Source organism: Pseudomonas sp. NFACC56-3, assembly GCF_900100025.1.
GTDB classification, from domain to species: Bacteria; Pseudomonadota; Gammaproteobacteria; order Pseudomonadales; family Pseudomonadaceae; genus Aquipseudomonas; species Aquipseudomonas fluorescens_AA.
Genome location: NZ_FMTK01000004.1, coordinates 63,987 through 82,202 on the forward strand (window position 1 = coordinate 63,987; position 18,216 = coordinate 82,202).

Genomic DNA, 18,216 nt, shown 5'->3' on the forward strand with positions numbered 1-18,216 from the left:
CTCAATAAGAGGAGGACACACGCATGACCACCCTGACTCGTACCGATTGGGAACAACGCGCCCGCGACCTGAAGATCGAAGGCCGGGCCTTCATCAACGGTGAGTACACCGATGCGGTGTCCGGCGAAACGTTCGAATGCCTCAGCCCGGTCGATGGCCGCCTGCTGGGCAAGATCGCCAGCTGCGACGTGGCCGACGCCCAGCGTGCCGTCGAAAATGCCCGTGCCACCTTCAACTCCGGCGTCTGGTCGCGCCTGGCGCCAAGCAAACGCAAAACCACCATGATCCGTTTCGCCGGCTTGCTCAAGCAGCATGCCGAGGAGTTGGCGCTGCTGGAAACCCTGGACATGGGCAAGCCGATCAGCGATTCGCTGAACATCGACGTGCCTGGCGCGGCCCAGGCCTTGAGCTGGAGCGGTGAAGCCATCGACAAGCTCTACGACGAAGTGGCAGCCACCCCGCACGATCAACTGGGCCTGGTGACCCGTGAGCCGGTGGGGGTCGTGGGGGCTATCGTGCCCTGGAACTTCCCGTTGATGATGGCCTGCTGGAAGCTCGGCCCGGCGCTGTCCACCGGTAACTCGGTGGTGCTCAAGCCGTCGGAAAAATCCCCGCTGACCGCCATCCGTATCGCTGCGCTGGCGATCGAGGCCGGCATTCCGAAAGGCGTGCTGAACGTGTTGCCAGGCTACGGCCACACCGTCGGCAAGGCCCTGGCCCTGCATATGGACGTCGATACGCTGGTGTTCACCGGTTCCACCAAGATCGCCAAACAACTGATGATCTATTCCGGTGAATCCAACATGAAGCGCATCTGGCTGGAAGCCGGCGGCAAGAGCCCGAATATCGTGTTCGCCGATGCCCCGGACCTGCAAGCCGCCGCCGAATCCGCAGCCAGCGCCATCGCCTTCAACCAGGGCGAAGTCTGCACTGCCGGCTCGCGGCTGTTGGTGGAGCGCTCCATCAAGGACACCTTCCTGCCGCTGGTGATCGAAGCCCTCAAGGGCTGGAAGCCGGGCAACCCCCTGGACCCGGCCACCAACGTCGGCGCCCTGGTCGATACCCAGCAGATGAACACCGTGCTGTCCTACATCGAGGCTGGCCATAGCGACGGCGCCAAACTGGTGGCCGGTGGCAAGCGCATCCTTGAGGAAACCGGCGGCACGTACGTCGAGCCGACGATTTTCGATGGTGTGAGCAACGCCATGAAAATCGCCCAGGAAGAGATTTTCGGCCCGGTATTGTCTGTTATCGCCTTCGACACCGCCGAACAGGCCATCGAGATCGCCAACGACACGCCATATGGCCTGGCCGCGGCGGTATGGACCAAGGACATCTCCAAGGCTCACCTGACCGCCAAGGCCCTGCGTGCCGGCAGCGTATGGGTCAACCAGTACGATGGCGGCGACATGACCGCACCGTTCGGTGGCTTCAAGCAGTCGGGCAACGGTCGCGACAAGTCGCTGCATGCGTTCGACAAATACACCGAGCTGAAGTCGACCTGGATCAAGCTCTGACAGTGACGGCCCCGGACTCTGTCCAGGGCTTTCATACCACACAGGTCATTTGTGGGAGCGGGCTTGCTCGCGAAAGCGGAGTGTCAGTCTACTTAGCTGTTGAGTGTGAAACCGCCTTCGCGAGCAAGCCCGCTCCCACATTGGTCGGGGATGGGCGCAAGATTGGCGGTCAACGCAAATCCCCTGTGGGAGCGAGCTTGCTCGCGATAGCGGTACGACAATCGACGACGTTGTTGAATGTTGCGCCGTCATCGCGAGCAAGCTCGCTCCCACAATGTTTTGGGTGATGGTTGGGATTGATAACTGTCCACAGGAGCGTGGAAATGCGTTGGGCAACCTATTTCGCCGTGCTGGCGTCTGTCCTGAGCGTCGGCTTGGCCCTGGGCGTGAGCATGCCGTTGGTGTCGCTGCGCCTGGAGGGCTGGGGTTATGGCTCGTTCGCTATTGGTGTGATGGCGGCCATGCCGGCCGCGGGGGTGTTGCTCGGGGCCAAGGTGTCGAGCCGACTGGCGGCGCGGTTCGGCACGGCGGCGTTGATGCGCCTGTGCCTGTGGGGCGGTGCGGTGTCCATCGGGTTGCTGGCGCTGCTGCCCAGCTATCCGGTCTGGTTGCTGCTGCGCCTGATGATTGGCGTGGTCCTGACTTTGGTGTTCATTCTGGGTGAGAGCTGGATCAACCAACTGGTCATTGAACGATGGCGTGGGCGGTTGGTGGCGCTGTACGGCAGCAGCTACGCCCTGAGCCAGTTGTCCGGCCCGCTGCTGCTGGGCGCGCTGGGGACCGATCATGACTACGGGTTCTGGGTGGGCGTCGGCCTGCTGTTGGTCGCACCCTTGCTGTTGCTGGGCCGTAGCGGTGCGCCGAGCAGCGAGGCCGGCAACGTCACGTTCGGCGATTTGTGGACGTTTTGCCGTGGCTTGCCGGCGATTGCCTGGGCGGTCTCGTTGTTCGCTGCGTTCGAGGCAATGATCCTCACGTTGTTGCCGGTGTATTGCCTGCGCCAGGGTTTCACGGCCGACATTGCGCTGGCGATGGTCAGCACCGTGGTGGTCGGTGATGCCTTGCTGCAATTGCCCATCGGCGCCCTGGCCGATCGCGTGTCTCGCCGGGCCCTGTTGACGGGGTGCGCGGTGGCGTTGATGTTATCGAGCCTGGCGGTTCCGCTGTTGATCGATACCCTGTTGATCTGGCCGCTGTGGGTGCTGTTCGGTGCCAGCGCGGGCGGCTTGTTCACGCTGTCGCTGATCCTGATCGGCGAGCGTTACCGCGACGATGCGCTGGTGCGGGCCAACGCCCATGTCGCGCAGCTGTGGGGGCTCGGTTGCCTGATTGGCCCATTGGTGGCGGGGGCGGGCAGCCAATGGGTCAGCGGACATGCACTGCCTTTGTTCATGGCGGCCGGGGCGTTCGGGTTGGTGATCCTGCTGTTGCGCCAGGGGGCGTTCGGGGCAACCCAAACGGCCTGAGCCCCCTGTCTGTTTGACTGGGTACATAGATCCCCCCGCCACAGGTTTGTGCAGGCCTACAGCATCCGCTCCAACCCGACAGTCGTGGCGAACCAGGCGTTGAACCGGCGCCACCAACTGCCCGGTTCGCGGTCCAGGTCGTGGATCTTGCCGTTGTCTTCGGTGGTCCATACAAGCGTTCCATCTTCCAGCCTGGCCTGATAACTCAGGGCCGGCGCCATGCCTTGCAAGGCCAGCTCACGCACTTGGCCGGCGAGTTCCGGGCTGTCCACCAGCACGCCGACCTCGGTGTTCCACAGCACGGAGCGCGGGTCGAAATTGAACGAGCCGATGAAGGATTTCTGCTGGTCGAAGATGATCGCCTTGCTGTGCAGGCTGGAATCCGATTCGCCGTAGGATTTGCTGTAGAACAGATGCGGGCTGGCGCCGGTGTCGCCCGGTTGTCGTCGCAGTTCGAACAGGCGCACGCCATGTTGCAGCAGGGCCTTGCGGTACGGTGCATAGCCGCCGTGCACGGCGGGCACGTCGGTGGCTTCCAGGGAGTTGGTCAGCAGGCTCACCGACACGCCGGCGTCGGCGCGACTGGTCAGGTACACCAAGCCTGGCTGGCCGGGGACGAAGTAGGCGGAAATCATGATCAGTTCTTTGCTGACGCCCGTCAGCTCGGGGGCCAGTTGGGTAGTCAGCAATAGCTGAGGGTCCGGTTCGTCCTTGGCCAGCACTTTACTGGGCGCGTCCCATAGCGCCTGGTTCCAGGCCCAGATCAACTGGTCTCGCCAGGTGTCCAGGCGCGGTTGGGTCTTGTAGGCGGTCAGCTGCTGGTAGAGCGCGTGGTTTTCCTTGTGGGTCTGCTCCAGGGACTCTTGCAGGCGCAGGCGGCTGTTGGCCAGATCCTTGGGCGTGGGGCGATGGGACAGGAACTGTTCGATGGGTTTGCTCAGGGCGCTGTTCCAGTACTGGTCGAAGCTGTGGCCCAATTGTTCGGCCACCGGACCGACACTGAGCAGGTCGATGTCGGTGAAGTTCAGGTTGGGTTCGGCGTCGAAGTACTCATCGCCCAGGTTGCGGCCGCCGACGATGGCCATGCTGTTGTCCGCCAGCCACAGCTTGTTGTGCATCCGGCGGTGTTGCAACGACAGGTCGAACAGGCGCCCGAGGCTGCGAGTCACGCCGGTGGCGCGTCCCAGGTGCAGCGGATTGAACAGGCGGATCTGGATTTGCGGATGGGCGGCGAGGGTGGCGATGATCTGATCCTGGCCATCGCTGGTGGTGTCGTCCAGCAGGATCCGCACGCGCACACCCCGGTCGGCGGCCTTGAGCAGTTCATCCACCAGCATGCGTGTGCTGATGCCGTCATGGACGATGTAGTACTGCAAATCCAGGCTGCCTTGGGCATGGCGAATCAGCTCGGCCCGGGCGGTGAAGGCCTCGGTGCTGTCCGACAGCAGTCGAAAGCCCGAGCGCCCTTCATGGGCGGCGGCCTGGGCCTGGACCGAGCGGCCGAACGAGGATTCGGTGGCCGGCAGGGCCTGGGAGGGCTCGCGGGTGATATCAAGACCGGCGCAGCCGCTCAGCAGTGAGGCGACTAACAGTAGCGCAGGCAGGATCGGTCTGGATCTCACGTAGGATCGTTCCGCTTGTTCACATTGATCGGCTGTTGGGTGCTGCTTCTCTGGGTAAAGTTCAGACGACGTCGCGCTGGGTTTCGTTCAACAGCGCGATAGCGGCGGCTCCGACCTTGCGCACGGCCTCTTCGATCTGGGCCGTTGGCTTGGCAGCGTAGTTCATCCGCAGGCAATTGCGGTACTTGCCCGAGGCCGAAAAAATACTGCCGACGGCGACCTGCACGCCTTGGTCCAGCAGCGCCCGATTGAGCTTCAGCGTGTCGAAGCCGTCGGGCAATTCGATCCACAGCATGAAACTGCCCCGTGGGCGACTGGCACGGGTGCCCGTAGGAAAATAGCGGCTGACCCAGTCGATCATCACGTCGCGATTGCGCTGGTATTGCGTACGCATCCGCCGCAAATGGGGTTCGAAATGCCCGCCCTTGAGAAATTCGGCAATGGCGATCTGCGGCTGTGGCGCGGTAGAGCCGGTGCTGATGTATTTCATGTGCAGCACCCGCTCCAGGTAACGGCCTGGCGCGACCCAGCCAATGCGCAGGCCGGGCGCCAGGGTCTTGGAAAACGAACTGCAGAGCAGGACGCGACCGTCTTCATCGAAAGACTTGATGGTGCGTGGGCGGGGGTATGTGTAGGCCAATTCCCCATACACATCATCTTCGATGATCGCCACGTCGAAGCGCTGTGCCAGGTTCAGCAGCGCGCGTTTATTGGCGTCGGGCATGATGTAGCCCAGCGGGTTATTGCAACTGGGGGTCAACTGTATGGCCTTGATGGGCCATTGTTCCAGGGCCAGCTCCAGTGCATCGAGGCTGATGCCGGTGAGCGGGTCGGTGGGGATTTCCAAGGCCTTCATGCCCAGGCCCTTGAGGGTTTGCATGGCCCCGTGAAAGCTGGGTGAGTCCACTGCGACGATATCGCCTTGTTCGCAGGTGGCGCGGATGCTGACCGACAGGGCTTCATGACAGCCGGTGGTGACGATCAGGTCGTTGGGGCCCAGTTGGCAGCCGGAGTCCAACGACAGTCGGGCGATCTGCTCACGCAGCGCGAGGTTGCCGTAGATGTTGTCGTAATACAGGCCGGGCATGTCTTGCCGGCGGCTGATCTGCGCCAGGCTGCGCAGCAGCGGTTTCATGGTCGGCGAGTTGATGTCCGGCATGCCGCGTCCCAGTTGCACCACATCCGGGCGCGGTACGGCGCGTATCAGCTCCAGCACCTGGTCCCACTGGGAAATATCCACGGGGCGCTGGGCCGGACGGCCTACGACCGGCAGGTCCGGCAATTCGCGACCCACGGGTACGAAGTAACCGGACTTGGGTCTCGGCATCGCCAGCCCACTGTCCTCCAGCACGCGATAGGCCTGTTGCACCGTACTCAAGCTGACCCCGTGTTCCGTGCTCAATGCCCGCACAGACGGCAGCCGGTCGCCGGGGCGGTAGAAGCCCTGTTCGATACGGGTGCCAAGCAGTTCGGCGAGGTTCACGTAGAGGGTCATGGTGCACTCCCGATGAGATGGACAACTGCAACCGATACAGTTGGATTGGAAAATGACAATTCAGTGAGGAAAATACCGAATCTGTATGCTTATAAAAGAAATTGGTTGAATCTGTATTGATTTTGGCCGTCCGCGCATCATGAAACCTCTGGCTACCCAAGTAAACAGGAGCGATCAAAATGAACGGCTTGAGCGATGTGCGGCTGACGTTACACAGTCAGGAACTGGCGGCAGGGCAGGAGAAGGAGCTGCGCAGCGCGACATTGCGCAATGCGCCGTCCGGCCTGAGCCGCTGGGCCCTGTTCTGGCATCGTCTGCATACACGCAAGGCCTTGTTGGAACTTACACCCGAACAGTTGCGTGACGTCGGGCTGAGTCGGGAGCAGGCGCGGGAGGAGGGGCTCAAACCGTTCTGGCGGCTTTGAAGCAATAAGAGCCCGGTGGCGAGGGAGCTTGCTCCCGCTGGGCTGCGTAGCAGACCTTCTTTTTGCGGTCCGCTGCGCAACCGAGCGGGAGCAAGCTCCCTCGCCACAGATCCGGGACTAAACCAACTCTTTCAACCGATGCCACAACATCCCCAACGCCAACAGCGGAGAGCGCAAATGCTTGCCCCCCGGGAAGGTCATGTGCGGGACCTGGGCGAACAGGTCGAAACCGCTGCTGTGCTGCCCGCTGATGGCTTCAGCCAACAGTTTGCCGGCCAGGTGCGTGGCATTCACCCCATGGCCGGAATAGGCCTGGGCGTAATACACATTGGGCTGGTCCTTGAGCCGGCCGATTTGCGGCAAACGGTTGGCACCAATGCCAATCATCCCGCCCCATTGATAATCGATTTTCACATCCGCCAATTGCGGGAACACCTTGAGCATTTTCGGACGCATATAGGCGCCAATGTCCTGCGGGTCGCGGCCGGAATAGTGACAGGCCCCACCGAACAGCAAGCGGCGATCCGCCGAAAGCCGGTAGTAATCCAGTGCGACCCGTTGGTCGCAGACGGCCATGTTCTGCGGCAACAGCGCCTGTGCCTGGGCCTGGCTCAAGGGTTCGGTGGCGATGATGTAGCTGCCGGCCGGCAGGACCTTGCCGCCGAGTTGCGGATTGAGTCCATTGAGGTAGGCATTGCAGCCCAGCACCAGCGTCTTGGCCCGGACCGAGCCCTGTTGGGTGTGCACGTTCACTTCAGGGCCATAGTCGATGCGCGTGACCGCCGATTGTTCGAACAGCCGGACCCCCAATTGCTGCGCCGCGGCGGCTTCGCCCAGGGCCAGGTTCAACGGATGCAAATGGCCCGAGCCCATGTCGATCAGTCCGCCGACGTAGCGATCCGAACCCACGACGCTGTGCATTTCGTCGGCTTGCAACAGTCGGGTCGGGTGGCGATAACCCAGGCTGCGCAATTCTTCGGCGTCTTCGGCGAAGCCTTCCAGGTCGCTGGGTTTGTTGGCGAGGTCGCAGTAACCCCAGGTGAGGTCGCACGGGATTTGAAAACGCTCGATGCGCTGTCGAACGATTTCCACGGCCTCAAGCCCCATGAGTTTCATCTGGCGCACGCCGTCGGTGCCGATGATCGGCGCGAACTGGTCGAGGCCATGACCGACGCCACGGATCAATTGGCCGCCGTTGCGCCCGCTGGCCCCCCAGCCGATCCTGTGCGCTTCCAGCAGCACCACGCTCATGCCGCGTTCGGCCAGTTCGATCGCCGTGTTCAACCCGGAGAACCCGCCGCCGACGACGCAGACATCCGCCCGCAACTCACCCTGCAGCAGCGGATGGTCCGGTTGCGGCAGGCTGCTGGCGGCGTAGTAAGAGGCGGCGTGCGCGTGGTTCGGGACAGGTTGCTGAACACGGGCGTTCATGTGCGTAATCCTGATTGTTGTGTTTGAGAAATTTTACGGAGCATAAGCCGGGGATTCCTTCCTGGGCAACATCGGTCGGTTGGCTCTGTCTGGGATGCGGCCTTTAAGGCAGAATCCCGGTTTGTCCCTCTCGGTAACCACCTCGATGAGCTGCAACAGTCAAAAAATCCGCACGCTACGCCAGCAGATTCCCTCGTTCGAGTGCGTACCGGGATGCCATGACTGCTGCGGTCCGGTCACCACCTCGCCCGAGGAAATGGCCCGCTTGCCCCGCAAGACCCGCGCCGAACAGGACGCGGCCATGGAAGCCTTGGACTGCGTGCACCTGGGGTCCGACGGTTGCACCGTCTACGACGAGCGGCCGCTGATCTGCCGGCTGTTCGGCACCACGGCGACCTTGCCGTGTCCCAATGGCCGGCGACCGGTGGAGCTGATTCATCCGCGGGTCGAGAAACAGATTCATGAGTACATGGCCAGCACCCGGCAGGTGTTGGTCTAGCCGCCATGGGGAGCGAGTCGCGGCCTTCGCGAGCAAGCTCGCTCCCACAATGGATCTCGGTTCGTTCGCAAGAACGTGCTCATCCCTTAGCTGGTTGGGAGCGAGCCTGCTCGCGAAAGCAGTCTGGAGCCAGGCTCAATCCGGAATCGGCAGGTTCAAGCTTTCCTTCACTTCTTCCATCACGATGTAGCTCTTGGATTCGCGTACGTGGGGCAGCTTGAGCAGGATGTCCCCCAGCAGCTTGCGGTACGACGCCATCTCGGAAATCCGTGCTTTCACCAGGTAGTCGAAATCCCCTGACACCAGATGACATTCCAGCACGTGAGGCAGTTTCAGCACGGCGCGTCGGAACTCTTCGAAGGTGTCGCCGGATTTGTAGTCGAGGCTGATCTCGACAAACACCAGCAGGCTGCCCTTCAAGTGCTGCGGATTGAGCCGGGCGTTGTAGCCCATGATGATGCCCTCGCGCTCCAGGCGCCGGACCCGCTCGGTACAGGGCGTGGTGGACAGGCCGACCTTTTCCCCCAGCTCGGTGAAGGAGATCCGCCCGTCCGCCTGGAGAATGCGCAGGATGTTGCGGTCGATCTTGTCCAGCTCGCGTTTGGTCTGGGTGTTGGTACGCACAGGTGATGCGCCTCCATGAAAAGGGGTTTTGCCGAGAATTCTCGCCAAATATAGGTGTTTATATAGTGAAAAGCACTGGCTGATCTTTTTTACACTGCGCCCATCTAAGCTGTGTACAACAAACGTCAGCGGTTCATCCGCGATGAGGGCATCAACATGCGCGTTCTGGTCTTGGGTAGCGGCGTCATCGGTACCGTCAGTGCTTATTATCTGGCTCGTGCCGGGTTTGAAGTGGTGGTGGTCGACCGTCAGCCAGCACCTGCCATGGAAACCAGTTTCGCCAACGCCGGCCAAGTGTCGCCGGGTTATGCCTCGCCATGGGCCGCGCCGGGCGTGCCGCTCAAGGCCATCAAGTGGCTGCTGCAACGGCATGCGCCACTGGCGATCAAGGCCACTGCCGACATCGACCAATACCTGTGGATGGCGCAGATGCTGCGCAACTGCACCGCCAGCCGCTATGCCATCAACAAGGAACGCATGGTGCGCCTGTCCGAGTACAGCCGTGACTGCCTCGACGAGCTGCGCGCCGAAACCGGCATTGCCTACGAGGGCCGTAGTCTGGGGACTACACAGTTGTTCCGCACCCAGGCCCAGCTCGATGGCGCGGCAAAAGACATCGCCGTGCTGAAAGAGTCCGGCGTACCCTTCGAAGTGCTCGACCGCGAAGGCATCGCCCGGGTCGAACCGGCACTGGCCAATGTCACTGACATCCTGGCCGGTGCCTTGCGCCTGCCTAACGACCAGACCGGCGACTGTCAGATGTTTACCACGCGCCTGGCGGAAATGGCCGTGAAGCTGGGTGTGCAATTTCGCTTTGGCCAGGATATCCAGCGCCTGGACTTCGCTGGCGACCGCATCAACGGTGTCTGGATCGACGGCAAGCTGGAAACCGCCGACCGCTACGTGCTCGCCCTGGGCAGCTATTCGCCGCAATTGCTCAAGCCTCTCGGGATCCGTGCGCCGGTGTATCCGCTCAAGGGTTACTCCCTGACCGTGCCGATCACCAACCCGGCGATGGCCCCGACCTCGACCATTCTCGACGAAACCTACAAGGTCGCGATCACCCGCTTCGACAATCGCATCCGGGTGGGCGGCATGGCGGAGATCGCCGGTTTTGACCTGTCCCTCAACCCGCGTCGGCGTGAAACCCTGGAGATGATCGTCAACGACCTTTATCCTCAGGGCGGCAATCTGGCCGAGGCGAGTTTCTGGACCGGCTTGCGTCCGACCACCCCGGACGGCACGCCCATCGTCGGTGCCACGCCCTTCAAGAATCTGTTCCTGAACACCGGCCACGGTACCCTCGGATGGACCATGGCCTGTGGTTCCGGTCGCCTGTTGGCCGACCTGATGGCGAAGAAAAAGCCGCAGATCAGCGCCGAAGGCCTCGATATTTCCCGTTATGGCAGCAAACCCCAGGAGTCTGCAAAACATGTCAATCCAGCGCCAGCTCACCAATGACCGCATGAGCCAAGTTGTCGTGCACAACGGCACCGTTTACCTGGCCGGGCAGGTCGGCGACGACATGAACGCCGGTATTGAACAGCAGACCCGCGAGTGCCTGGCCAATATCGAGCGTTTGCTGGAGTTGTCGGGGACCGACAAGACGCGGCTGCTATCGGTGACGATCTACCTGAAGGACATCGAGGCCCATTTCGCAGGCATGAACGCCGTCTGGGATAAGTGGCTGCCCAAAGGCGTCGCCCCGGCCCGGGCCACGGTCGAGGCCAAGCTGTGTGAACCGCAGATCCTGGTGGAGCTGTCCGTCGTGGCTGCGCTGCCTTAATACCGGCCCAAACGATCCCTCTCCCGGCGCTGGGTGGTCTACCCTGCCAGCCCGCGCCGGTTTTTTCTTCATGACCGCCTAGAAGCCTGCCGCCATGCGTCCTGCCCGTGCCCTGATCGACCTCCAAGCCCTGCGTCACAACTACCAATTGGCCCGTGAGGTCACGGGGGCCAAGGCCCTTGCGGTGATCAAGGCCGACGCCTACGGGCACGGCGCGGTGCGGTGCGCCGAGGCGCTGCAGGCCACGGCGGACGGGTTCGCCGTGGCCTGCATCGAAGAAGCCCTGGAGCTGCGGGCCGGTGGGATCCGTGGGCCGATCCTGTTGTTGGAGGGTTTTTTCGAAGCCGATGAGCTGCCCTTGATCGTCGAACACGACTTCTGGTGCGTGGTGCATTCGTTGTGGCAGCTCGAAGCGATTGAAAAAGCCGCACTGAGCCAGCCGATCACGGTCTGGCTCAAGCTCGATTCCGGCATGCACCGGGTCGGCCTGCATCCGGCGGATTACCAGGCGGCCTATCGTCGCCTGCTCGCCAGCGGCAAAGTGGCGAAGATTGTCCTGATGAGCCACTTCGCCCGCGCCGATGAACTGCACGATCCCAGCAGCACCGAGCAACTGGCCGTGTTCGAGGCGGCCCGTCAGGGGCTGGCGGCAGAGGTCAGCCTGCGCAACTCCCCAGCGGTGCTGGGCTGGCCGCAGATGCCGAGCGACTGGGTGCGACCAGGCATCATGCTCTACGGCGCGACCCCCTTCGACGAACCCAACACGGTCGCCTCGCGCCTGCAACCGGTGATGACCCTGGAATCGAAGATCATCTGTGTGCGTGAATTGCCCGCCGGTGAGCCGGTGGGCTACGGTGCTCGCTTCGTGACCACGCAACCGACCCGGGTCGGGGTGGTCGCCATGGGCTATGCCGACGGCTACCCGCGCCAGGCGCCTAACGGCACCCCGGTGCTGGTGGATGGGCAGCGTAGCCAACTGGTCGGGCGGGTGTCGATGGACATGCTGTGTGTCGACTTGACTCATGTTCCCCAGGCCGGACTCGGCTCGACCGTGGAATTGTGGGGCAAGCACATCCTCGCCAGCGACGTCGCCAAGGCTGCAGACACGATTCCTTACCAGATTTTCTGCAACCTGCGGCGGGTGCCACGGCTCTATTCCGGGGGCTGAGACGAAGCGCCACCTACCGAAAGTCGCTTCACCGCACAGGATTCGGGTCAAAGTGTTGTAAATACTGAACGCTGTCGCCATGATAACGCTCACTTTCCTCACAACCTGATTCCCTGGAGGCTCCAGCATTGGACGTCGGTGAACGACTGCAATCCATTCGTAAACTCAAAGGCCTTTCCCAGCGTGAACTCGCCAAGCGCGCGGGCGTCACCAACAGCACTATTTCGATGATCGAGAAGAACAGCGTCAGCCCCTCGATCAGCTCGCTGCGTAAGGTCCTTGGCGGGATTCCCATGTCCATGGTCGAGTTTTTCTCCGAAGAGATCCTTCAGGAGAAACCGACCCAGATCGTCTACAAAGCCAACGAACTGATCGACATCTCCGATGGTGCCGTGACCATGAAGCTGGTGGGCCGGGCACACCCGAGCCGGGCGATTGCCTTCCTCAACGAGATCTATCCGCCGGGTGCCGATACCGGTGAAGAGATGCTCACCCATGAGGGCGAGGAGACCGGGATCCTGGTGGAAGGACGGCTGGAACTGGTGGTAGGCCTCGAAACCTTCGTGCTCGAGGCGGGCGACAGCTACTATTTCGAAAGCACCAAGCCCCACCGTTTCCGCAATCCGTTCGACGTGCCGGCGCGACTGATCAGCGCAGCCACGCCGGCCAATTTCTAGACCGAGAGGCGCCAGGCCCGCGTGGCAAAGGCGCCCACCTGTTGGGCTGTCATGACAAACAAGACCCTTGCGACTTTGGGGTTGTTTCAGAGTGACAGGCTTACCGCTATACTTGCGCCCGCCTGCAAACCGTGGCCGCAGGCGTGACTAGCCACCATTGAGGGTGTACGCGTGAACCTAATTATGAAAATGCTGGCTGCACCAGCAACCGTATTGGCCCTATGGGCTGCGACCGCTCAAGCTGCGCCAAACGACGAAATCGCCAAGCGCCTTGAACCCGTCGGCCAGGTCTGCGTCCAGGGCAAGGAATGCAAGGGTATGGAAGTTGCCACTGCCGCTGGCGGCGCTGGCGGCGCCAAGAAACCGGCTGATGTGATTGCAAAGCATTGCAACGCATGCCACGGCACGGGCCTGCTGGGCGCGCCGAAAATCGGTGACAAGGCCGCCTGGAAAGAGCGCGCCGATCACCAGGGCGGTCTCGACGGCATCCTGGCCAAGGCCATTACCGGCATCAACTCCATGCCGCCTAAAGGCACCTGCGCCGATTGCTCGGATGACGACCTCAAGGGCGCTATCAAAGAGATGTCTGGTCTGTAACTCGCCGGCATCCTTCACAAAAAAGCCGCTTACGAGCGGCTTTTTTGCGTCTCGGATTTTTCGGGACTGTTCATCGCAACCAAGACCCGGCAAGCTCGGTCCAACCCACATTCATGGAATGTCCCGGAGGGTCCGATGGTGCAGTTGTGTTCAATCGAACAAGCGGTGGATGACGTGCTCGAGCGCCTGCCCGCGCATATTCACCTCGGCATGCCCCTGGGGCTGGGCAAGCCCAACCTGTTCGCCAACGCGTTGTACCGGCGCATCGCACAGCTGCCCGAGCGACAGCTGACGATCTACACCGCCCTGAGCCTGGGCCGGCCAAACCTGGGCGATGGTTTGCAGAAGCGCTTCCTCGAACCCTTTGTCGAACGGGTCTTCGGCGACTATCCCGAACTGGATTACCTGGTCGACCTGCACCAGGACAGTCTGCCGGCCAACATCCGCGTCCAGCAGTTCTTCATGCAGCCCGGCAGCCTGTTGCACAGCACATCGGCCCAGCAGAGCTACGTCAGCAGCAACTACAGCCACGCCGCCCGGGACATCAACGCCGCCGGCTTGAACCTGGTGGCGCAACTGGTGGCGAGCGCCCCGGAACACCCGGATCGCCTGAGCCTGAGCTGCAACCCGGACATCACCCTCGACCTGCTGCCGATGATCGCCAAGCGCCGGGCGGCCGGGGAAACCATTCTCCTGGTCGGCCAGGTGCACAACGATTTGCCCTACATGCCGGGCGACGCGGAAGTCGGCATCGACGCTTTCGACCTGTTGATCGACGAGAAGGACAGCCACACGCTGTTTTCCACGCCGAACATGCCGGTGGGTTTCCAGGATCATCTGATTGGTCTACATGCCAGTACCCTGGTGCGCGACGGCGGGACGCTGCAGATCGGCATCGGCGCCATGGGCGACGCGTTGACGGCGGCGCTGCTGGCGCGTCAGGCCGATAACGCCGGTTACCAGGCGTTGCTGGCGGACCTGAACCTTAGCCAGTGGGCGCAACTGATCGAGCGCGAGGGCGGGGTCGAGCCGTTTGCCAAAGGGCTGTACGGTTGCAGTGAAATGTTCGTCAACGGTTTGCTGGTGCTGGCCGAGGCCGGGATCATCCGGCGCAAGGTCTACCCCGACGAGCCGACCCAGGAACGGGCCAACGCCGGGACCCTCGACGAGGCGGCACAACCCGACGGCATCTGCATACACGGCGGCTTTTTCCTCGGCCCGCGCAGTTTTTACGAGCGCCTGCGTGAGTTGCCGCAGAGCCGTCTTCTCGAATTCAACATGACGCGCATCAGTTACATCAACGAGCTGTACGGCCAGGAGCCGCTCAAGCGCCTGCAGCGCCTCGATGCCCGTTTCATCAATACCGTCTTCACCATGACCCTGATGGGGGCCGGGGTGGCCGATCAGTTGGAAGACGGGCGGGTGCTCAGCGGCGTGGGCGGGCAATACAACTTCGTTGCCCAGGGCCATGCGCTGGAGGGCGGACGCTCGATCCTGCTGCTGCGCAGTTGGCGCGAGGCCGGGGGCGAGATCAGCTCGAACATCGTCTGGGAGTACGGCCATTGCACGATCCCCCGGCACCTGCGCGACATCGTGGTGACCGAATACGGCATCGCCGACCTGCGCGGCAAGACCGACGCCGCGGTGATCGAGGCGTTGCTGAACATCAGCGACTCACGCTTCCAGCCCGGGCTGATCGAGCAGGCGCAAAAGGCCGGCAAGTTGCCGAAGGATTTCCGTCTCGATCCACGGTTCGCCGACAACACGTCGGAGCGGTTGCAGGCGATCCAGGCTCGGCATCCGAATCTGTTTCCCGAATACCCGCTGGGCTGTGATTTCGATGGGGTCGAGCGGGACCTGTTGCGGGCGCTGAATTGGCTTAAAAGCAAGTTCAAGCTCACCGAGATCCTGGAGTTGGGCAAAGCCGCGCTGGATGCGCCAGAGCCCTGGGAATTTGCCGGGCATCTGGAGCGGATGCAGCTGACCAGTCCCGAAGGGCTGAAGGAAGAGTTGTTTCAGCGGTTGTTGCTGGCGGGGCTCAAGGCCACGACTATTTAATGATCGACATAGATCGATTGTGGGAGCGGGCTTGCTCGCGAATGCGATGTGTCAGCCGATAGAACTCTGACTGACACATCGCATTCGCGAGCAAGCCCGCTCCCACAGGAAGATTGGCTGTGGCCAGTCAATCGAGGAAGGTCACGACCCCACCCGCCAGCGACTTCACTCGGGCCAGAGATTCAACGCGATAGCCCTGGGCGTCCAGTTCCGCGCGGCCGCCCTGGAATGACTTCTCGATCACGATCCCCAGCCCGGCGACAGTGGCGCCGGCTTGCTTGATGATGGAAATCAGCGCCTGGGAGGCTTTGCCGTTGGCCAGGAAGTCATCGATGATCAGTACCCGATCGCTGCTGGTCAGGTGACGTGGGCTGATGGCGACGGTGCTTTCGGTTTTCTTGGTAAACGAATACACGGTGGCCGACAGCAGGTTCTCCGTCAGGGTCAGGGATTGTTGCTTGCGGGCGAAGATCACCGGTACGCCAAGGTTCAGCCCGGTCATGATCGCCGGGGCGATGCCCGAGGCTTCGATGGTGACGATCTTGGTGATGCCCGAATCCTTGAACAGCGCGGCGAATTCGTCGCCGATCAGCTTCATCAATTGCGGGTCGATCTGGTGGTTCAGGAAAGCGTCGACTTTCAGGACCTGATCGGAAAGCACGATGCCTTGTTCACGAATTTTCTGGTGCAGGGCTTCCATGAAGCCTCCTCTGATGACGCCTTCAGCGCCTGAAGTCGTTGAAAAAAAGTAGTCGATTCTAGCGCTTTAGCATCGCGCGTATATCCGCCAGGGCACTGTTGCCGCGAACGACTTTGACTTCCGTCGGCGTGTCGTCGTTGCCTTCCCAGGCCAGGTCGTCCGGTGGCAGTTCATCGAGAAAGCGGCTGGGGGCGCAGTCGATCACTTCGCCGTACTGCTTGCGCTTGGCGGCGAAGGTGAAGGCCAACGTCTGGCGTGCCCGGGTAATGCCGACATAGGCCAGGCGCCGTTCTTCCTCGATGGTGTCGGCTTCGATGCTGGAGCGGTGCGGCAGGATTTCTTCTTCCATGCCCATGATGAACACGTAGGGGAATTCCAGGCCCTTGGAGGCGTGAAGCGTCATCATCTGCACGCCTTCGGCGCCTTCTTCCTCTTCCTGCTGGCGCTCGAGCATGTCCCGCAGCACGAGTTTGCCGATGGCGTCCTCGACCGTCATGTCGCCGTCTTCGTCCTTTTCCAGGGTGTTCTTCAACGCCTCGATCAGGAACCAGACATTGCCCATGCGGTAATCGGCGGCCTTGTCACTGGAGCTGTTGGTGCGCAGCCAGTTCTCGTAATCGATGTCCATGACCATGCTGCGCAGCGCCGAGATCGGATCTTCCCCGGCGCACTGTTCGCGGACCTTGTCCATGAAGCGCTTGAAGCGCGCCAGGCGATCGGTGAAGCGGCTGTCCAGGTGTTCGCCCAGGCCGATTTCATCGGTGGCGGCGTACATCGAGATCTTGCGTTCGGTGGCGTAGTTGCCGAGTTTTTCCAGGGTGGTCGAACCGATTTCCCGGCGCGGCACGTTGATCACCCGCAGGAAGGCGTTGTCGTCGTCCGGGTTCACGATCAGGCGGAAGTAGGCCATCAGATCCTTTACTTCCTGGCGCCCGAAGAAGCTGTTGCCCCCCGACAGGCGATAGGGGATCTGGTGATGCTGCAATTTCAGCTCGATCAGCTTGGCCTGGTAGTTGCCGCGGTACAGGATCGCAAAGTCGCTGTACGGGCGGTCGGTGCGCAGGTGCAGGCTGAGGATTTCCATGGCCACGCGCTCGGCTTCGGCGTCTTCGTTGCGGCAACGGATCACGCGGATCTCGTCGCCGTGGCCCATCTCGCTCCACAGTTGTTTTTCGAACTCGTGGGGGTTGTTGGAAATCAGCACGTTGGCGCAGCGCAGGATGCGGCTGGTGGAGCGGTAGTTCTGCTCCAGCATCACCACTTTGAGCGACGGATAGTCGTCCTTGAGCAGCATCAGGTTTTCCGGCCGCGCGCCGCGCCAGGCATAGATCGACTGGTCATCGTCGCCCACCACGGTGAACTGGTTGCGTTTGCCGATCAGCAGCTTCACCAGCAAATACTGGCTGGCGTTGGTGTCCTGGTATTCGTCCACCAGCAGGTAGCGGACCTTGTTCTGCCATTTTTCGAGAATGTCGACGTGGTCCTGGAACAGCTTGACCGGCAGCAGGATCAGGTCGTCGAAGTCCACCGCATTGAACGCCTTGAGGGTGCGCTGGTAGTGGGTGTAGACGATGGCGGCAGTCTGTTCCTTGGGGTTGCGGGCGTTCTCCAGGGCTTCGGCGGGCAGGATCAGGTCGTTTTTCCAGGAACCGATCATGTTCTTGATCTCGTCCACGCCGTCGTCGCCCGAATATTCCTTTTGCATGATGTCGGTCATCAGGGCCTTGACGTCGGTCTCGTCGAAAATCGAGAAGCCCGGTTTGTAGCCCAGCCGCGCGTGCTCCTTGCGGATGATGTTCAGGCCCAGGTTGTGAAAGGTACAGACCGTCAGGCCGCGGCCTTCGCCGGCGCGCAACAGGCCGCCGACCCGCTCTTTCATTTCTCGGGCGGCCTTGTTGGTGAACGTCATGGCGACGATGTATTGGGCGCGGATACCGCAATTCTGGATCAGGTGCGCGATCTTGCGGGTGATTACGCTGGTCTTGCCGGAGCCTGCACCGGCGAGCACCAAAAGAGGGCCGCCGACATAGTTCACGGCTTCTTGCTGCCGGGGATTGAGTCGGGACATGACAGAGTCAGGGAGTCGTTTGCGAAATGGGCCGGCATTTTAACAGGCTCTGAGAATTGTGCTGCTCTGTCCGACTTGTGACG

The 18,216-nt window shown here is 61.9% G+C and carries 16 protein-coding genes; 10 read left to right on the forward strand and 6 right to left on the reverse strand.

Annotated features, from left to right (window positions below):
- Positions 1-23: 23 nt before the first annotated feature.
- Together BLO80_RS07645 and BLO80_RS07650 are read left to right on the forward strand one after the other, a co-directional pair.
- Positions 24-1,517 carry an aldehyde dehydrogenase gene (locus BLO80_RS07645; protein WP_072406074.1) on the forward strand — a complete coding sequence of 498 codons (1,494 nt, stop codon included), beginning with the start codon at positions 24-26 and terminating at the stop codon, positions 1,515-1,517.
- Between the two features lie 323 nt (positions 1,518-1,840).
- Entirely contained in the window at positions 1,841-2,983 is a 1,143-nt protein-coding gene (locus tag BLO80_RS07650; protein WP_092332840.1) for an MFS transporter, read from the forward strand.
- 56 nt (positions 2,984-3,039) lie between these two features.
- On the opposite strand, the gene BLO80_RS07655 is transcribed toward BLO80_RS07650, so the two are convergent.
- Together BLO80_RS07655 and BLO80_RS07660 are read right to left on the reverse strand one after the other, a co-directional pair.
- Positions 3,040-4,605, reverse strand: a complete 1,566-nt coding sequence (locus BLO80_RS07655; RefSeq protein ID WP_092332838.1) for a phospholipase D family protein — start codon at positions 4,603-4,605, stop codon at positions 3,040-3,042.
- A gap of 61 nt (positions 4,606-4,666) precedes the next feature.
- Positions 4,667-6,100: an aminotransferase-like domain-containing protein gene (locus tag BLO80_RS07660; RefSeq protein WP_072406068.1), complete on the reverse strand. Its 1,434-nt coding sequence runs from the start codon at positions 6,098-6,100 to the stop codon at positions 4,667-4,669.
- A 179-nt stretch (positions 6,101-6,279) separates the two neighbouring features.
- On the opposite strand from BLO80_RS07660, the gene BLO80_RS07665 reads away from it, so the two are divergent.
- Positions 6,280-6,525, forward strand: coding sequence for a DUF1127 domain-containing protein (locus BLO80_RS07665; protein WP_092332836.1), 246 nt, complete (start codon positions 6,280-6,282; stop codon positions 6,523-6,525).
- Between the two features lie 117 nt (positions 6,526-6,642).
- Here the strand turns inward: BLO80_RS07665 and BLO80_RS07670 are convergent, their stop codons facing one another.
- Complete coding sequence (locus BLO80_RS07670; RefSeq protein WP_092332834.1) at positions 6,643-7,956, reverse strand: NAD(P)/FAD-dependent oxidoreductase; 1,314 nt, start codon at positions 7,954-7,956, stop codon at positions 6,643-6,645.
- Between the two features lie 145 nt (positions 7,957-8,101).
- Here BLO80_RS07670 and BLO80_RS07675 point away from each other — a divergent pair, with 145 nt between their 5' ends.
- Positions 8,102-8,455: a YkgJ family cysteine cluster protein gene (locus tag BLO80_RS07675; RefSeq protein WP_092332832.1), complete on the forward strand. Its 354-nt coding sequence runs from the start codon at positions 8,102-8,104 to the stop codon at positions 8,453-8,455.
- Positions 8,456-8,590: 135 nt separating this feature from the next.
- Here the strand turns inward: BLO80_RS07675 and BLO80_RS07680 are convergent, their stop codons facing one another.
- A complete protein-coding gene (locus BLO80_RS07680) occupies positions 8,591-9,079 on the reverse strand; it encodes an Lrp/AsnC ligand binding domain-containing protein (RefSeq protein ID WP_003206849.1) in 489 nt (162 codons plus the stop codon).
- Positions 9,080-9,235: 156 nt separating this feature from the next.
- On the opposite strand from BLO80_RS07680, the gene dadA reads away from it, so the two are divergent.
- From dadA to BLO80_RS07710, 6 genes are all read left to right on the forward strand, one after another.
- The gene (gene dadA, locus BLO80_RS07685; protein WP_092332884.1) at positions 9,236-10,540 is read left to right on the forward strand and encodes a D-amino acid dehydrogenase; all 1,305 of its coding nucleotides are present in this window, start codon (positions 9,236-9,238) and stop codon (positions 10,538-10,540) included.
- Positions 10,512-10,865, forward strand: a complete 354-nt coding sequence (locus tag BLO80_RS07690) for a RidA family protein (RefSeq protein ID WP_060740072.1) — start codon at positions 10,512-10,514, stop codon at positions 10,863-10,865. Before dadA ends, BLO80_RS07690 begins: the two co-directional genes overlap by 29 nt.
- Before the next feature lie 94 nt (positions 10,866-10,959).
- Positions 10,960-12,033 carry an alanine racemase gene (alr, locus tag BLO80_RS07695; protein ID WP_092332830.1) on the forward strand — a complete coding sequence of 358 codons (1,074 nt, stop codon included), beginning with the start codon at positions 10,960-10,962 and terminating at the stop codon, positions 12,031-12,033.
- Between the two features lie 128 nt (positions 12,034-12,161).
- Positions 12,162-12,710 carry a cupin domain-containing protein gene (locus BLO80_RS07700; protein WP_017135864.1) on the forward strand — a complete coding sequence of 183 codons (549 nt, stop codon included), beginning with the start codon at positions 12,162-12,164 and terminating at the stop codon, positions 12,708-12,710.
- A gap of 183 nt (positions 12,711-12,893) precedes the next feature.
- Positions 12,894-13,307, forward strand: a complete 414-nt coding sequence (locus BLO80_RS07705; protein ID WP_092204756.1) for a c-type cytochrome — start codon at positions 12,894-12,896, stop codon at positions 13,305-13,307.
- 135 nt (positions 13,308-13,442) lie between these two features.
- Positions 13,443-15,365: an acetyl-CoA hydrolase/transferase C-terminal domain-containing protein gene (locus BLO80_RS07710; RefSeq protein ID WP_092332828.1), complete on the forward strand. Its 1,923-nt coding sequence runs from the start codon at positions 13,443-13,445 to the stop codon at positions 15,363-15,365.
- Between the two features lie 127 nt (positions 15,366-15,492).
- On the opposite strand, the gene BLO80_RS07715 is transcribed toward BLO80_RS07710, so the two are convergent.
- Together BLO80_RS07715 and rep are read right to left on the reverse strand one after the other, a co-directional pair.
- Positions 15,493-16,065: a xanthine phosphoribosyltransferase gene (locus tag BLO80_RS07715; RefSeq protein ID WP_092332826.1), complete on the reverse strand. Its 573-nt coding sequence runs from the start codon at positions 16,063-16,065 to the stop codon at positions 15,493-15,495.
- Between the two features lie 58 nt (positions 16,066-16,123).
- Positions 16,124-18,133 carry a DNA helicase Rep gene (rep, locus tag BLO80_RS07720; protein ID WP_092332824.1) on the reverse strand — a complete coding sequence of 670 codons (2,010 nt, stop codon included), beginning with the start codon at positions 18,131-18,133 and terminating at the stop codon, positions 16,124-16,126.
- Between the last annotated feature and the right edge of the window lie 83 nt (positions 18,134-18,216).

Bases quoted from the DNA above. Each gene is read 5' to 3' on its own strand.
- BLO80_RS07660 (WP_072406068.1), bottom strand. From the start codon at position 6,100: ATGACCCTCTACGTGAACCTCGCCGAACTGCTTGGCACCCGTATCGAA.
- rep (WP_092332824.1), bottom strand. From the start codon at position 18,133: ATGTCCCGACTCAATCCCCGGCAGCAAGAAGCCGTGAACTATGTCGGC.
- BLO80_RS07710 (WP_092332828.1), top strand. From the start codon at position 13,443: ATGGTGCAGTTGTGTTCAATCGAACAAGCGGTGGATGACGTGCTCGAG.
- BLO80_RS07650 (WP_092332840.1), top strand. From the start codon at position 1,841: ATGCGTTGGGCAACCTATTTCGCCGTGCTGGCGTCTGTCCTGAGCGTC.
- BLO80_RS07715 (WP_092332826.1), bottom strand. From the start codon at position 16,065: ATGGAAGCCCTGCACCAGAAAATTCGTGAACAAGGCATCGTGCTTTCC.
- BLO80_RS07705 (WP_092204756.1), top strand. From the start codon at position 12,894: ATGAAAATGCTGGCTGCACCAGCAACCGTATTGGCCCTATGGGCTGCG.
- BLO80_RS07675 (WP_092332832.1), top strand. From the start codon at position 8,102: ATGAGCTGCAACAGTCAAAAAATCCGCACGCTACGCCAGCAGATTCCC.
- BLO80_RS07665 (WP_092332836.1), top strand. From the start codon at position 6,280: ATGAACGGCTTGAGCGATGTGCGGCTGACGTTACACAGTCAGGAACTG.
- BLO80_RS07690 (WP_060740072.1), top strand. From the start codon at position 10,512: ATGTCAATCCAGCGCCAGCTCACCAATGACCGCATGAGCCAAGTTGTC.
- BLO80_RS07670 (WP_092332834.1), bottom strand. From the start codon at position 7,956: ATGAACGCCCGTGTTCAGCAACCTGTCCCGAACCACGCGCACGCCGCC.
- BLO80_RS07645 (WP_072406074.1), top strand. From the start codon at position 24: ATGACCACCCTGACTCGTACCGATTGGGAACAACGCGCCCGCGACCTG.
- dadA (WP_092332884.1), top strand. From the start codon at position 9,236: ATGCGCGTTCTGGTCTTGGGTAGCGGCGTCATCGGTACCGTCAGTGCT.
- alr (WP_092332830.1), top strand. From the start codon at position 10,960: ATGCGTCCTGCCCGTGCCCTGATCGACCTCCAAGCCCTGCGTCACAAC.